A 13,995-nucleotide genomic window follows, 5' to 3' on the forward strand; every position below is an offset into this window, starting at 1 on the left:
ATTAAAAACGATACAATGAAAACATCATTTCAATTTTTAGCAGTACTGTTATTCTTAAGCAGCTTTTCTTTCGGACAAAAATTTTCCGCAAAAATCGATTCTATCATTCAGGATAATTATAAAAAAAATCCGGAGGTAGGAATCAGCGTTGGCTTTATCAGTAATAATGAAGAATATTATACTGCATATGGTAATGTAAATAAGGAAAGTAAAAGCAGAATTGATGAAAATTCTCTGTTCGAAATTGCCTCCATTACTAAAATTTTAACTGCAAATTTAATTGCCCAGGCAGTGATAGAACACAAAATAAAACTGAATGATTATATAGATGATTATCTTCCCAAAGAGTATATTTTGCATGAAAGTCTTAAAAATAAAATCAGAATTGCTGATCTCGCCTCGCATCAATCCGGTTTACCGGATATCGACTTTGCAAAATTAATAGAATTGAATCCACAGCAGCCTATAAGCAATGTCACCCAAAATAACTTGACAGCTTTAATCAATACCTGCAATGAGCTGAAAGATTATGGCAAGTACAGGTATTCTACTATTGGATACACTTTACTGGGGCAGATTCTGGAAAAAGTGTATGGAAAGAGTTATGATACCATTATCAGAGAAAAGCTGACAAATCCATTGAAAATGACTACCACATTAATGAAGAATTTTAACGTGAAAAACAAAACGACAGGCCACAATCAGGATGGCGGAATTCAGGAATTTTTTAATTGGAATGTTATTGCTCCCTCCGGATTGGTAAAATCTAATTCAGCCGATATGATCAGATTTTTAAAGGTAGTATTAAATGATAAAACAAAAGTAGGACAGGCTGCTGTAATAGGGGAAAAAATCTTTTACAAAGATGACAAAAGAGAAATAGGATTAGGTTTACATATCTCAACGGATGATCAAAATACGCTCTATTTAAAATCCGGAGATTCTATGGGGCAGTCTTCTGTCATATGTTACAACAGGGCTAAAAAGTGGGGAATTATTATCCTTCTTGATCATAGAAACTCAAAGATGAGACAGGATCTTCTGAATACAATTTATGATACCGTCCTGAAATAAATGTAAAATGAATCTTTCGCAATCAAAGAGAGTTTAACGATTCTCCGTGGAAAATTACTAACCGGAATTTTCTTTTTCAAAGCTCTTGTCCCACGCAAAGAAAGCGGATAAAGCAATGGTCATTAATTAAAAAGGGACAAGCCTAAAATACAGACTTGTCCCCTATAATGATCTTCAGAATCATCTTGAAGATTATTTTAAGATTTGCTGATCATACAGGATATTATCATCTTCATCAAAGCTTATGATCAGAACTTTATATTGCTTGGCGCTGTCGTTATTAAAGAATTTAATTCTTGGAGGAACGTAGTCGCTGTCAAACAAATCAGGATTCCAGTAGAGGGTTTCGCGGGTATCATTTTCAATTTTTTCCGGAGCATCGTCATCGATCATTTCAATAGGGAACTCTGAAGGTTTATCATATCCTTTGATGATTGATACATTGTTCTTCTTCAATTCTTTTTCATTACTTTTAGATTTCATATTCCCCTTCATGGTATAGATGGCTACGGCATCGCCTATTAATCCGGATCCTTTAATGATCTTTACCATCGCAATATTATTAACCGGAAGACTGGTAATCATGGTAGGATCGGTCTGTATTTCATCCAAATAGAGCTTAGCCTGCTGCCCGCGGATATAAGGAACGCTTGCTCCTGAGTTATTTTTCTGAAATGTCAGGCCGGCAGCTCTTCCCTGCAGCCAGTCTAAAATATTGCTTGATCCTGAAATATGCTGGTCTTCATTAACGAAATCAAATACTGTAGAATTGACAGAACTGAACATGCCGCTGGACAGTTGTTTATCCAGCTCTGCTTTCGGATCTTTCTTTTTTCCTACCAAAGCTACTGCCTGGATTTGTATATCATTACTCTCTTTCTTTTTAGTATTTTTCTGAGTGTTGATCGCTCTGGAAATGGTTGGAGGCAGGCTTTTATTTTTGTCGGTTTTTACCAATGTGTATGGGGTTGCCGGGAAATTACCTGTAAATGGGGAAGGAGTCACTAACGGTTCTATGGTAACAAACAAATCATCATTTCCCGATTCTTTATTTTCTGAATTCACAAAGGCCGAGATCTCCAGCGGTTCATCATTATTGAGGTTGTTTAAATAGATATACCCATTCTGATCTGTTTTGAACTGACTGAACACAGGTTGATTTTCACCCGATTTTGATAATAAATTGACCGCCGAATTGATCATCAGGGCATTGTTTTTAATAGGTTTCACCCTGTAAGACAGATATTGCTGAGACTGTGTTTTAATGGTGGGTGCCGCGCCGCTGAGTACAGAATTCCAGTCGAATCTTTTCCAGTTTTCTGAAATAAGCAGGGCGTCCAGCGCTTCAGTGTTGGCATTTTTAGAAAAATATTGCGCCGGGCTGTCTATTCTTGTTGTAAAATCTCCCGTCAGCCAAAGTCTGCTCAGAATATTTTCCTCTTCAGGAGTCTGGCTGCCGTCGTCTTCACTCACCAAAACCGTGTAATGTTTAAAATAAGACTCGGGGGAAAGATCAATACTATTGAATGCTCTTGGCGTTGGTTTTAAGCTTTGTCCTATTATTTCTGCTTTCTCAATTTTTAGATCAGCAGGTTTTATAAAGCAAAGCCTTTTTGCCACGATATTGTCCTGTTCATCAAAAATAACCAACTGTAAAATACCATTCGCACCATTACTTACTTTTGTAGGAATGAGACTTGATACATCACTGGTCAGATGGTTGATATTGGCTCTGTAAGCAAGATGGTTATTGATGAGTCCTACAACTTTATAACCCTGAAGCTGTTGTTTCAGATGAATACCCTTTATGTTGTATTTTATCCCTTCTTTGGCACTTACAACCTCTATACTAAGACCGCTGTCTGCAGCTTGAGGCAGATCAATGGTCTGGCTTTTTCCTTTATTGTCCTGAATAATGGCCTGGTATTTTTTTCCTGATGCCGGAGTTATTGTAAAGGAAGCCACATTTTTATCAAAAGATTTAAAGGTAGTAACAGGAGTATTGGGAGCTTGAATATCAATTATTTTTCCGGACCAGCTCTCCGGAAGGGATGAATTGCCGGATAACCTTACAGCAAATTTGGTAGAGGTACCATTAATGAAAGTTCCGCCTTCCGGAAATACTTTGGCAGACCAGTCGGAATTTTTTGCAATAACCAATGATTCCGCAGAGTTCGGATTGTAAACCGGAATGGTTTTGACGATCTGGAAGTCTTCATTGAAATTAGTCATATAAGGAGTGTAGGCTCTCACAAAGTAAACCTGTTCCGGGAGATCTTCTTTCAGTTGAAAATCCCCGCTGCCTTCCCCGTTCGTAAGAAGTACAGTTTTCCAGTCGATTAATTTTTTATCAGCATTGTAAAGCTCTACAAATAGGGTAGTAGAGAGTGGCGACCGGTTGTAACCGTTAAATACAAAACTTTTAAACCAGATTTTATCACCAGCTGCATATTGTGATTTGTCGGTAAGTATATATACTTTCTCCTGCTCGTAATGATCCTCAAGATTGGTAATTGCTTTTTCCAGTCTGGTTTGTGCCAGTATAGGCTGTACCATTGAAAGAAGCATTACACAGAATATATTTTTCATAGAAATCTCAGCACATTTTAATTCTTTGCTAATGTAATCATTTAAAGACTTCCGGAAAGGTTAAAAACTTATAATTATCCGATTTATACCGTGTTTTTTCAGACTTTGATGCAAAGGCTTTAATGGGAAAACTGTTGGCCGTTTTAAAAAAAATAATGCTGATAAAACGGGCTGATCCAAGAAAAGTTATCCGGCATCTGCTCCGTATTTTATCAATAAAGTGAGATGTGGTACCTTAAAACCACAAATAAAGCCTATCTTTAATTAGATGAATTGGAGAAGCTTACAGATATGCGGAAAGTAATTCCGGTGTCGGCAAGATAGTTGTACTCAATGAACGACCAAACAGAATATAAACTATGAATGTACAGTTAAAACAGAATTGTCATTTTAAAAATGACGGTGCCGATAATTTCGGTTCGGACATTTTAAAAGGATTGTCCGCTCATCCGAAAAAATTATCTTCAAAATATTTTTACGACAAAACAGGCGATCATCTCTTCCAGCAGATTATGGCGATGCCGGAATATTATCTTACCAATTGTGAACTGGATATATTTCAAAATAAAACAGAGGAACTTGTAAAAGCAATTTCCAATATCAATGAATCTTTTGATCTTATAGAACTGGGAGCTGGCGATGCGATGAAATCATCATACCTTCTCAGAAATTTAGTAGAGAAAGGAACAAATTTTACCTATATGCCTATTGATATTTCAGGAAATATTCTTTCTGTTTTGCAGGAAAACCTGAAAAAAAGCCTGCCAAAACTGGAAGTTTTACCGTTGGAAGGAGAGTATTTTGATATGCTTGATAAAGCCACCGGAATTTCGAAAAGAAAAAAGGTAGTTCTTTTCTTAGGTGGAAATATAGGGAATATGGAAAGCGAAGAAGCCGCCCATTTCTGCAGTGAAGTGAAAAGAAAACTGAATTCCGGGGATTTGTTTCTTGTAGGGTTTGACCTCAAGAAAAATCCGCACACCATTCTTTCTGCTTACAATGATCCTGCGGGAATTACCGCTTCATTCAATCTAAATCTTCTTACAAGAATCAACCGCGAACTGCAAGGAGATTTCAAGGTGGAAAATTTCCAGCATTATCAAAATTATGACCCGGTTTCAGGAGATTGCAGAAGTTTCCTGGTAAGTCTTTGTGATCAGGAAGTTCATATAGGAAACTGTTTGTTTACCTTCAAAAAAGATGAATTGATTGATATGGAGATCTCCCGGAAATTTTCTGAACAGGATATCAGAAAACTTGCCGGAGACTCGGGTTTTCATATTCTTGCTGAGATTAAAGATTCTAAAAACTGGTTTGTAGATTCTATCTGGATGGTATAATTTAAAAATGATTTTTTATGAAAAAAGATGTATTGTCTGTAAAAGCGAATACTCATAAAAACTGGACAAAAAAGTACTTTGAAGTTAGAAATCGTTCCGTTGAGATTTGCGGCCCTCTGGAAATTGAAGACTATGTAGTTCAGCCCGTCGTAGATGTGAGCCCTCCGAAATGGCATCTGGGCCATACCACCTGGTTTTTTGAAACCTTTATTTTACAGTCCAATTTTCCAGGATATGAAGTTTTTGATCCTCAGTATAATTTTGTGTTCAACAGTTATTACGAAACCATCGGAGCCCGCGTTATCCGCACCGACAGGGGAAACCTGAGCCGTCCATCTGTTTCTGATGTCTTTAAATACCGGGAATACGTGGATCAAAAGATGGATGAATTTCTTCAAAGCGGATATCTTACACAGCCATTGGAATCTCTGCTGGAATTAGGGTTAAACCACGAACAGCAGCATCAGGAATTGTTACTTACAGATATCAAATACATTTTAGGGCACAATCCTTTATTTCCTGCTTATAAAAAAGAAAATATTTCAAAAAAAGAATCTGCCGGAAACTCAGAAATGATCAGTTTTTCAGAAGGAATTTATGAAATCGGTTTTAAAGGTGAAGGATTCTGTTTTGATAATGAGCTGGGAAGGCATAGGGTATATCTGAATGATTTTAAAATTAGCAGTCAATTGGTGACCAATAAAGAATATGTAGAATTTATGGAAGCCGGAGGCTATGAAGATTTCAGACACTGGCACGCCGAGGGTTGGGACTGGGTAAAGCAAAATAATGTAAAATCCCCTTTATACTGGCATTTCATTGATGGGAAGTGGATGAACTATACTTTAAACGGCTTACAGGAAATCGACTTAGAGGAAGCGGTCTGCCATATCAGTTTTTTCGAAGCCTCTGCCTTTGCTTCATGGAAAGGAAAACGCCTGCCAACCGAAGCTGAATGGGAAGCTGCATCAGCCTGTTTCAACTGGGGAAACCGCTGGGAGTGGACTAATTCCGCTTATCTTCCGTATCCTGGATATAAAAAAGAAGCTGGAGCAGTGGGAGAATATAATGGAAAATTCATGGTGAACCAGATGGTGCTTCGTGGTGCTTCGGTAGCCACTCCGCCGGGACACAGCAGAAATACCTACCGGAACTTTTTCCCGACTCATTTACAGTGGCAGTTCACCGGAATCAGACTTGCACAATAATTTTGCCTATGATTACAGTTCAATCGGTTTCAAAAAGTTTTAATGGAAAAAAAGCAGTTGATGATATTTCCTTTCAGGCCAATGATAAGGAAATTCTGGTGCTTCTGGGAACAAGCGGCTGCGGAAAAACTACCATGCTGAAAATGATAAACCGCCTCATCGAAGTAGATTCCGGAACTATTTTGATTGATGGCAAGAATATTCAGTTACAAAAAGCGGAAGAGCTGCGCATGGGAATTGGATTTGTCATGCAGCATTCCGGGTTGTTCCCCCATTACACCATACAACAGAATATAGCAGTTATTCCCGATTTGCTGAAATGGGATAAAAAAAAGACAGCCGGAAAAATCCTTGAATTATTACACAAACTCCATCTCTCTGAAGACGTGCTTACAAGGTTTCCCAACGAATTAAGCGGCGGACAGCAGCAAAGAGTGGGAATTGCCAGGGCTTTGATTGCCGATGCTCCTGTCTTGCTGATGGACGAGCCGTTCGGAGCGCTGGACAATATCACCAAAAGTGATATTCATTCAGAATTCAAATCACTCGAAGAACTTAAAAATAAAACCATTATTCTGGTGACCCACGATGTTCAGGAAGCCTTCGATTTAGGTCATAAAATCTGCCTGATGGATCAGGGGAAAATTATTCAGTCAGGAACTCCGGGAGAAATGTTGTATCAGCCCAAAAATGATTTTGTTAAGAATTTCTTTGCTAAAAACCGGCTTTTACTGGAATACAAAGTAGGCAGACTGAAAGATCTGAACTCTATGATTGAAGGCAGCCGCTTTTATGAAGAGCTTCAGTTTTCAGACCATACGAGTGTTTGGGACGCTTTGCAACATCTGAGTACAGATACTTTGCTTTCCGAAGATTACGAAAATCTGGTTAAAGCATTTAGTGAATACCGAAAATTCCAGACTGTATGAGCGAGCAAAGTTTTTGGCAGTTTATCACGGAGCAGCATGAAAAACTGCTTACTCAGGTTGTACAGCATCTGGGACTCACTTTTTTATCTCTTTTTCTGGCCATCATGATTGGTGTGCCTTTAGGAATTCTCATTGCCCGAAAAAGAAAATTATCAGGTTCTGTTTTAGGAATGGCAGGAATTTTACAGACCATTCCCAGTATTGCGCTGCTTGGTTTTATGATTCCTGTTTTCGGGATTGGAGCAGCTCCGGCCATTGTTGCATTGCTGATCTATGCTCTTTTACCGATCATCAGGAATACTTACACCGGAATAACGGAAGTAGATCCGGCGGTAACAGAAGCTGCAAAAGCAATGGGAATGAATGGAAAACAGCTGCTTTTCAAAGTTCAGCTTCCTTTGGCGATGCCTGTTATTATTGCAGGAATCAGGACGGCAGCAGTGATCAATGTGGGGGTGGCAACTTTAGCTTCATTTGTGGCGGCAGGCGGTTTGGGTGAATTTATTTTTGGTGGAATTTCCCTTAATAATACCCATATGATTCTGGCCGGCGCAATTCCCGCCGCTTTACTGGCTGTTCTCTTAGATCAGACCATTGCCGTTTTACAGAAATTAAGCTATCAGTCTGTAAAGAAATTAAAATATATTATTCCGGCTGTTCTGGCTGTTATCGGGATTATTTATCTTTTAGTTTCTGTTTCAAACCATAAGCTTAAGGCAGGTTTTACCCCTGAATTTATGGGCCGGCAGGACGGAAATCTGGGACTACGTTCGGTATATGGGCTTGATGCACATCCACTGGTTGTAAGCGATGCCATTATGTACAAAGCAGCCTACGAAAAAGAACTGGACCTCATCAGCGGATATTCAACAGACGGAAGGATCAAAGCTTTTGATTTGTATGTTCTGGAAGATGACAAAAAGATTTTTCCTCCTTATTTTGCGGCTCCGGTGATCAAAACAAAAACATTGGAAAAGTTTCCCGGACTGGAAAAAACACTGAACCTTTTGGCAGGTAAATTCAATGATTCTATCATGACTGAACTGAATTACAAAGCCGATTATCTTAAACAGACTCCCGAAAAAATTGCTAAAGATTTTTTAATGAAAACAAATTTATATAAAGATCCACGCAAAGGAAATTCCCAAACCATAAAAATCGGATCCAAAATTTTTGGTGAGCAATATATTCTGGCCGAAATGTACAAAATGCTCATTGAAGGCTACACAGATTATAAAGTAGAAACAAAAACAGGTCTTGGCGGAACGAAAATCTGCTTTGACGCTCTGATGAATGACGCCATTGATGTGTATCCTGAATACACAGGAACCGGACTACTGGTTTTGCTGAAACCTTCGGCAAAAACGATAGAAGAAGTGTCTAAGAGCCCGGAAAAAACGCTGGAGTATGTTAACCGGGAATTCCGTAAACAGTACGGAATTGAATGGCTGCAGCCACTTGGTTTTAATAATGCATATGCTTTGATGATGCGGAGGAAACAGGCTGATGAACTTAAAATTAAAACTATTTCAGACCTGAAAAAATATATGGATTCCCAATGATGACGGACAGTTTTCAACAAAAAGAATCAAGTAAGACTCAACTTTACTTTCTGTCCGTAGATCACTCGTAGATGGTCTTATGTAATTGCTATTAAAATATCAATCAGAGTAGATGGTGTTCTACTCTGATTTTTTTGTTTTTAATTAAGAGGCTTTCTGCCGGTAAAAATATTGATCAGAACGACAATAATGGCAACCACCAGAAGGGTGTGGATTAAACTTCCTGTGTCCATACCGGGAATGATTCCAAGCATTCCGAGTAGCCAGACGGCGATGCAGATGACTGCAACAAGCCATAATAAATTTCTCATATTATTATCTTTTTGTGGTTAGTGTTGTGGTGTAGTGTATAGCTGCGGCCTCGTTTTATTGATGCCTTATACCTTTGTGGTGATATTGGGTGCTTTTATGATCGGTTTTATAGTTGGAATAAACAGTATCAGTAACCGTACTGTAATTTTTATTGAAAGACTGATCATCCTCTAACTGTGGCATGGAATAATGAAACTCCTTGCCGTTCTTATAAAGCTTATTATCGTAAGTACGGTAAATCTGGTTTTCTTTATAAGTATTTCCGTCAGGGGCAAGATATACTTTGCTTTTCTTGCTTTTTTTTCGCAGGCCCAGATAAAGCAAAGAACTTCCTGCTGCAAGAGCCAATGTAATTTTTACTATATTGTTCATACGATTGTGATTTGGATTTAAATAGGTACAAATTTTTTGCCATAGGAGAGAAATGTGGTACTTTTTAAGTATTTACATAGCTCTTATCAAATTTGGAGAGAAGAAAAAAGTCTGGCAGAACCAGACTTTTTAGTTTCAGAGCGTTTGTTCCTCATGTTTTCCTTCCCTGATCTCTTCTACCATTTTGGCATTAAAGGCAGGAAGATCTTTTGGTGTTCTGCTCGTAACAAGTCCCTCATCTACTACCACCTCGCTGTCTTCCCAGCGTGCGCCTGCATTTTTTAAATCCTGGCTGATGGAGTTGACGGAAGTCAGATTCCGGCCTTCTACCACACCCGCGTTGATCAGTACCTGCGGTCCGTGGCAAATGGCTGCTACAGGTTTATGCTGGGCAAAAAAATCTTTTACAAAGGTGAGTGCTTTTTCATTGGTTCTCAGCTGATCGGGATTAATAACTCCTCCCGGTAATACCAGCGCATCATAGTCTGAAGCGGCTGCATTGTCCAGCGTTTGATCTACAGGATATTCCTTTCCCCAGTCTTTTTCTGCCCAGGCTTTAATGCTTCCCGGTTCAGGACTTACGATATGGGCGGTCCATCCCTGTTGTTCCAGATATTCTTTAGGTGAGCTTAGTTCACTCTCTTCAAAGCCATGTGTGGCCAGTATTGCGATTTTCTTTGACATAGTACTGTTTTTTGTGTTAAGTTCGGAAGATTTATGACCTCCGATTACAACGTCCGATTGTTGTGTGATGATTAAATAAAAACTTACCTCATGAGAAAGAGGATATCTACTTCTTTAAATCTTCAAGAACTTCAAATTTATCATGAGAAGCCTTAAGCTGATGAAGCTGATCCAATACCACTCTGGAACTTTCCGGGCAAAGATCACCGCTGTCTAATGCATCCTGATACGCATCTATAGCAGCACTTTCACCATATACAACATTTCCTAACGTAGAGCCGGCTGTATCTGTGGCAAAAGAATTTTTAACATCAATCCATGCTCTGTGGATGGCGCCTGCAGTAGATCCCGATTGGTCCGGTGTGCCTCCTCTTTCGGTGATCAGGTTGCTCAATTCGTTTTTCATCTTGTGAGACTGGGCTACCATGGTATCATAGTCTGCTCTCAGCTGTGGATACTCATCCCAAACTTTGTCTTCCACTTTTGAAAATCCCTGAATTCTGTCGTTGGTAATGTTCAGTAAATCATTCAATACTGAAACTGTTTTCTCGTTGTTCATATTTTTATATTTTAAATTGGTACTATGAACTTTGCAAGTGCTATGCCTCAAACGGGATATCTGCAAAGATGTGGTATTTAAAAAAAACTTAAAATTTTGAAAACAAATCTTAATTAAAATACCTGAAGAACTGCAAAGAACTCCATAATCAAAAGCACCACAGAGGTTTATTCGTTTTTGTACTACGAATAAATGCTTCCCTGAAAAAGCGTTTACCGGCAGCTATTTTATCAGCAAAAAGAATTGATAACGGTTTCAGCATTGCTTCATCTGATGGAGTAGAAGGGCAGCTGTAATAAATATATCGGGCACGCACAGAGATGATGCCATAATTTTTTCTATATTTAGAAGAAGTAAGTGTATGATTTACTCACGTTTAGAAAAATGGCTTGTGTTTGTATTTTACATCCTAAAACAGGCCTGTCCATATAATAAAAAAAGACAATGCCGATAAACCCGATACCTCCGGATGGAGGCCTGTTATATAAAGAAACAGATATGACTCAGTTGTTCCCTGAGCCTTTCAATGCATTAACAGCCTTATTGTTTTTAGCCATAGCCATTTTCTGGACCATTAAGCTGAAAGATAACTTCAAAGAATATCCTTTTTTAACCTACTGCCTGGTTTTATTATATATCGGTGCCATTGGGGGAACGGTTTACCATTCTTTCAGACAATGGCCTGTCTTTATTATGATGGACTGGCTTCCGATTATGCTATTATGCTTGTCTGCCGGGTTTTATTTTGTAGCGCAGAGCACCAGATGGTATTATGCTGCTGTAATGGTTCTGGGATATGTCATTCTGATGTTTGCTTTAAGAAACTGGATTCTGATCGATAATCCTTCTCTTTTTATCAACGTCAATTATGCTATCATGGCCTCATTGGTAGTTTTCTCGGTACTCAGGTATCTGATGTATACCCAATGGAAAGCCGGCAAATGGGTAGGTTTTGCGGTGCTGTCCTTTGTTTTTGCACTGACTTTCCGTATCGCTGATAAATGGGAATGGTTCAGCTTCGGGACACACTTTTTATGGCATACTTTCGGGGCGGTGGCGACGTTTTGTATGTTTAGTTATATCTATCTTACGAGGGATAGAATTAGAAAAACATAATAGTTATTTCTCTTCGCAAAGTTTTCCGACTTTGAGTTGTTGATTAAGGTAGGTTATCCAAAAAAATAAAGAACATGAAATTATGACCAATCAGAAATTAAGAGAGGAAGAAAGTAAGCATGTTAAAAATAGACTTGGATTTGCTTATTAACTTGATGAAATAGCTTAGAAACTTCAGATCAGTCACGACTTGCTTAAAAATCCCAACGAAAAGCTGGGATTTTCTTTGATTTTTGGTATGGAAATGATCCTGATTTTAAGCTGGTGAAATAAGTTTTTTTTCTTTGAACTTGCTCCGAAGTTGGGAGGCTTCGGAGAGCAGGGTGTTTTTTGATTTTGAGTTTAGTAGATAATCATTTCCTAAAACTTGCTCCAAATTTTAGAGACTTCATAGTACAAGGAATTAAAATGATTTCGAATTATTAACAATAAAGTTTATTATTTCTGATTCTCTCTCTCTTTTAATTTTATTAATAGAATCTTCAATATTTATTATTTGAGCAATCTTATGATTTTTATTATAATGTTTTTTAATTCTATCATAACGATGGTTTAAAGAAATAACAGCCCTATTAGCAGAAAATATGCTTTCTGCTGAATAAGAATGACTAAAATCAAATTCTAATTGAATTACTTTTTTATCCGCTACTTTTTTATCCATACCTTAAGAATTTAAAGTTAAAACTGCTTGCTCTTCTAAAGTTGATAATGCTTGAAGAGATTTACTGCTTTTAGGTTTTACAGTCTTATAGTCTTTTTTTACAAGATTCCCTTTTCTTTTTCTTTCGGCTAAATTAGTAAAAAAAGATAAATATTTGTTAGGAGATATTCCATCAAAAATTAAAAGTTTAACTTTATCTATTGAATCCTCATTTTCTGTCATAGCATCCTCATGTAATGTAAGGCATAAACTTTTCACATATGGTTCAATATAATAAACTTCCTTAATACCGGCTGCAATTATATGTCTTGCGCAATTATGACAAGGATATGTTGTACAGAATAGCTTTCCTTCTAAAATTTTATTTCCTGTCGTTATTGCGCCTTGTATAATTGCATGCATTTCCGCATGTACAGACCTTGAAAATTCTATTAAATCTTTAACTTTAGTATTATTTATAATGTTGTCCCGTAGTAATGATTCAACATTTGATATTCTTTGTAATGCTTCAAACTGAGAGTCTGATAATATAGAAGACACAATATTATCTACAACATTATTTTTTTGCTTATCGTTACTACAAAATTCATGATTAAAACATCTATGATCAACATTAGAATCAGTTGTATACAAATTTCCTCCAAATTTTGGAACATCATTCCAGCCAATTGAAAGAATATTATTTTTATCATCAATTATACAAGCTCCTACTTGTCTTGATAAACATGCGGAATTTCCTGCTGCAGCTTTAGCATTATACATAGCAATTTCTTCTATAGTTGGAGTAACTATTGATGTTTCAAAAATTAAATGTAAGAATCTTGATATTTTGTTTTCTATCTTGGGAACATTATCTTTTGAGATTCGAATAAAAAAATCTCCTTCTACAAAAGCATCTCGTACATTTTGTCCATAATTGTATTTTTGTTTATCATCAATTTCAATTATTTGCACAATTTCAGTTTCATCAAATTTTTTTGCTTTTAAGTTTGATTTTCTATCATTTAAAGGAGAAAATAAACTTATAGAATAAAAATTCTCAGAATAGATATTCCTTAATAATAATAACTCTTCTTTTGTTTTAATTGAATCAATAATGTAACATACTCTTTGTGATTCAAAATCTGTTGATTTTGGGTGAAAGCCATCTTCTTTTTTTGCATTTTCAACTCGAGCAATATGAATTTTTTTAACTGCATATTCTGCTAATCTTTCGTTAGTGTTATGCTTTCTAATGATATTACCTTTGTTAATTTTTTCGAAGTATTCTTTAAAAATAGGAGTGCCTTCAGGAATTGTTGGTAAATCGCCTAATTCTTCAGTGGAAAAATCATACTCATCAATGAAATTACTCATTTTTATAATGTGAACATCGTAATTGTACTCTGTTTCCAATTTATACTTTAATTTTTCGATAACTTTTTCTTTTAGAGAACCAATAGGAGAGCAAATTGCAAAAAGTAATTCCTCCGTTAAAGTATTTTCGAATTTTTCTAAAGTCGATGAGTTTTTTTTTGTTTTAAATAATTCTAGATTATAAGCAGGTTCGCCCATGTTTGTTTTTGGTTATTAATTATATAAGAAAAATA

13 protein-coding genes are annotated in these 13,995 nt (G+C 37.0%); 6 read left to right on the plus strand and 7 right to left on the minus strand.

Features of this window, described 5'->3' with window-relative positions; all coding sequences use genetic code 11:
* Nucleotides 1-15 precede the first annotated feature (15 nt).
* The gene (locus JNG87_RS15300) at nucleotides 16-1,074 is read left to right on the plus strand and encodes a serine hydrolase domain-containing protein (protein ID WP_202839331.1); all 1,059 of its coding nucleotides are present in this window, start codon (nucleotides 16-18) and stop codon (nucleotides 1,072-1,074) included.
* Between the two features lie 192 nt (nucleotides 1,075-1,266).
* Here the strand turns inward: JNG87_RS15300 and JNG87_RS15305 are convergent, their stop codons facing one another.
* Nucleotides 1,267-3,663: a hypothetical protein gene (locus JNG87_RS15305; RefSeq protein WP_202839332.1), complete on the minus strand. Its 2,397-nt coding sequence runs from the start codon at nucleotides 3,661-3,663 to the stop codon at nucleotides 1,267-1,269.
* 359 nt (nucleotides 3,664-4,022) lie between these two features.
* Here JNG87_RS15305 and egtD point away from each other — a divergent pair, with 359 nt between their 5' ends.
* From egtD to JNG87_RS15325, 4 genes are read left to right on the plus strand one after another with little or no spacing between them, the layout of a single operon-like run.
* A complete protein-coding gene (egtD, locus tag JNG87_RS15310; RefSeq protein ID WP_202839333.1) occupies nucleotides 4,023-5,003 on the plus strand; it encodes an L-histidine N(alpha)-methyltransferase in 981 nt (326 codons plus the stop codon).
* Nucleotides 5,004-5,020: 17 nt separating this feature from the next.
* Nucleotides 5,021-6,211: an ergothioneine biosynthesis protein EgtB gene (gene egtB, locus JNG87_RS15315; RefSeq protein WP_202839334.1), complete on the plus strand. Its 1,191-nt coding sequence runs from the start codon at nucleotides 5,021-5,023 to the stop codon at nucleotides 6,209-6,211.
* 8 nt (nucleotides 6,212-6,219) lie between these two features.
* A complete protein-coding gene (locus tag JNG87_RS15320; protein ID WP_202839336.1) occupies nucleotides 6,220-7,140 on the plus strand; it encodes an ABC transporter ATP-binding protein in 921 nt (306 codons plus the stop codon).
* Nucleotides 7,137-8,702: an ABC transporter permease/substrate-binding protein gene (locus tag JNG87_RS15325; RefSeq protein WP_202839338.1), complete on the plus strand. Its 1,566-nt coding sequence runs from the start codon at nucleotides 7,137-7,139 to the stop codon at nucleotides 8,700-8,702. Before JNG87_RS15320 ends, JNG87_RS15325 begins: the two co-directional genes overlap by 4 nt.
* A 140-nt stretch (nucleotides 8,703-8,842) precedes the next feature.
* On the opposite strand, the gene JNG87_RS15330 is transcribed toward JNG87_RS15325, so the two are convergent.
* From JNG87_RS15330 to JNG87_RS15345, 4 genes are all read right to left on the minus strand, one after another.
* Nucleotides 8,843-9,013 carry a lmo0937 family membrane protein gene (locus JNG87_RS15330; protein ID WP_047433678.1) on the minus strand — a complete coding sequence of 57 codons (171 nt, stop codon included), beginning with the start codon at nucleotides 9,011-9,013 and terminating at the stop codon, nucleotides 8,843-8,845.
* A gap of 55 nt (nucleotides 9,014-9,068) precedes the next feature.
* A complete protein-coding gene (locus JNG87_RS15335; RefSeq protein WP_202839340.1) occupies nucleotides 9,069-9,386 on the minus strand; it encodes a hypothetical protein in 318 nt (105 codons plus the stop codon).
* A gap of 135 nt (nucleotides 9,387-9,521) precedes the next feature.
* Nucleotides 9,522-10,070: a type 1 glutamine amidotransferase domain-containing protein gene (locus tag JNG87_RS15340; RefSeq protein ID WP_202839342.1), complete on the minus strand. Its 549-nt coding sequence runs from the start codon at nucleotides 10,068-10,070 to the stop codon at nucleotides 9,522-9,524.
* Nucleotides 10,071-10,176: 106 nt separating this feature from the next.
* Nucleotides 10,177-10,629 carry a PA2169 family four-helix-bundle protein gene (locus tag JNG87_RS15345; RefSeq protein ID WP_202839344.1) on the minus strand — a complete coding sequence of 151 codons (453 nt, stop codon included), beginning with the start codon at nucleotides 10,627-10,629 and terminating at the stop codon, nucleotides 10,177-10,179.
* A 444-nt stretch (nucleotides 10,630-11,073) separates the two neighbouring features.
* Here JNG87_RS15345 and JNG87_RS15350 point away from each other — a divergent pair, with 444 nt between their 5' ends.
* Nucleotides 11,074-11,745: a hypothetical protein gene (locus tag JNG87_RS15350; protein WP_202839345.1), complete on the plus strand. Its 672-nt coding sequence runs from the start codon at nucleotides 11,074-11,076 to the stop codon at nucleotides 11,743-11,745.
* Between the two features lie 403 nt (nucleotides 11,746-12,148).
* Here the strand turns inward: JNG87_RS15350 and JNG87_RS15355 are convergent, their stop codons facing one another.
* Nucleotides 12,149-12,406, minus strand: a complete 258-nt coding sequence (locus tag JNG87_RS15355; RefSeq protein WP_202839346.1) for a hypothetical protein — start codon at nucleotides 12,404-12,406, stop codon at nucleotides 12,149-12,151.
* A gap of 3 nt (nucleotides 12,407-12,409) precedes the next feature.
* Complete coding sequence (locus JNG87_RS15360; RefSeq protein WP_202839347.1) at nucleotides 12,410-13,960, minus strand: anti-phage dCTP deaminase; 1,551 nt, start codon at nucleotides 13,958-13,960, stop codon at nucleotides 12,410-12,412.
* Nucleotides 13,961-13,995 lie beyond the last annotated feature (35 nt).

It is taken from the genome of Chryseobacterium cucumeris, assembly GCF_016775705.1.
Taxonomy (GTDB): Bacteria; Bacteroidota; Bacteroidia; order Flavobacteriales; family Weeksellaceae; genus Chryseobacterium; species Chryseobacterium cupriresistens.

Coding starts and splice junctions, on each gene's coding strand:
- JNG87_RS15330 (WP_047433678.1), bottom strand. CDS start 9,013: ATGAGAAATTTATTATGGCTTGTTGCAGTCATCTGCATCGCCGTCTGG.
- JNG87_RS15335 (WP_202839340.1), bottom strand. CDS start 9,386: ATGAACAATATAGTAAAAATTACATTGGCTCTTGCAGCAGGAAGTTCT.
- JNG87_RS15350 (WP_202839345.1), top strand. CDS start 11,074: ATGCCGATAAACCCGATACCTCCGGATGGAGGCCTGTTATATAAAGAA.
- JNG87_RS15305 (WP_202839332.1), bottom strand. CDS start 3,663: ATGAAAAATATATTCTGTGTAATGCTTCTTTCAATGGTACAGCCTATA.
- egtB (WP_202839334.1), top strand. CDS start 5,021: ATGAAAAAAGATGTATTGTCTGTAAAAGCGAATACTCATAAAAACTGG.
- egtD (WP_202839333.1), top strand. CDS start 4,023: ATGAATGTACAGTTAAAACAGAATTGTCATTTTAAAAATGACGGTGCC.
- JNG87_RS15300 (WP_202839331.1), top strand. CDS start 16: ATGAAAACATCATTTCAATTTTTAGCAGTACTGTTATTCTTAAGCAGC.
- JNG87_RS15340 (WP_202839342.1), bottom strand. CDS start 10,070: ATGTCAAAGAAAATCGCAATACTGGCCACACATGGCTTTGAAGAGAGT.
- JNG87_RS15320 (WP_202839336.1), top strand. CDS start 6,220: ATGATTACAGTTCAATCGGTTTCAAAAAGTTTTAATGGAAAAAAAGCA.
- JNG87_RS15360 (WP_202839347.1), bottom strand. CDS start 13,960: ATGGGCGAACCTGCTTATAATCTAGAATTATTTAAAACAAAAAAAAAC.
- JNG87_RS15355 (WP_202839346.1), bottom strand. CDS start 12,406: ATGGATAAAAAAGTAGCGGATAAAAAAGTAATTCAATTAGAATTTGAT.
- JNG87_RS15345 (WP_202839344.1), bottom strand. CDS start 10,629: ATGAACAACGAGAAAACAGTTTCAGTATTGAATGATTTACTGAACATT.
- JNG87_RS15325 (WP_202839338.1), top strand. CDS start 7,137: ATGAGCGAGCAAAGTTTTTGGCAGTTTATCACGGAGCAGCATGAAAAA.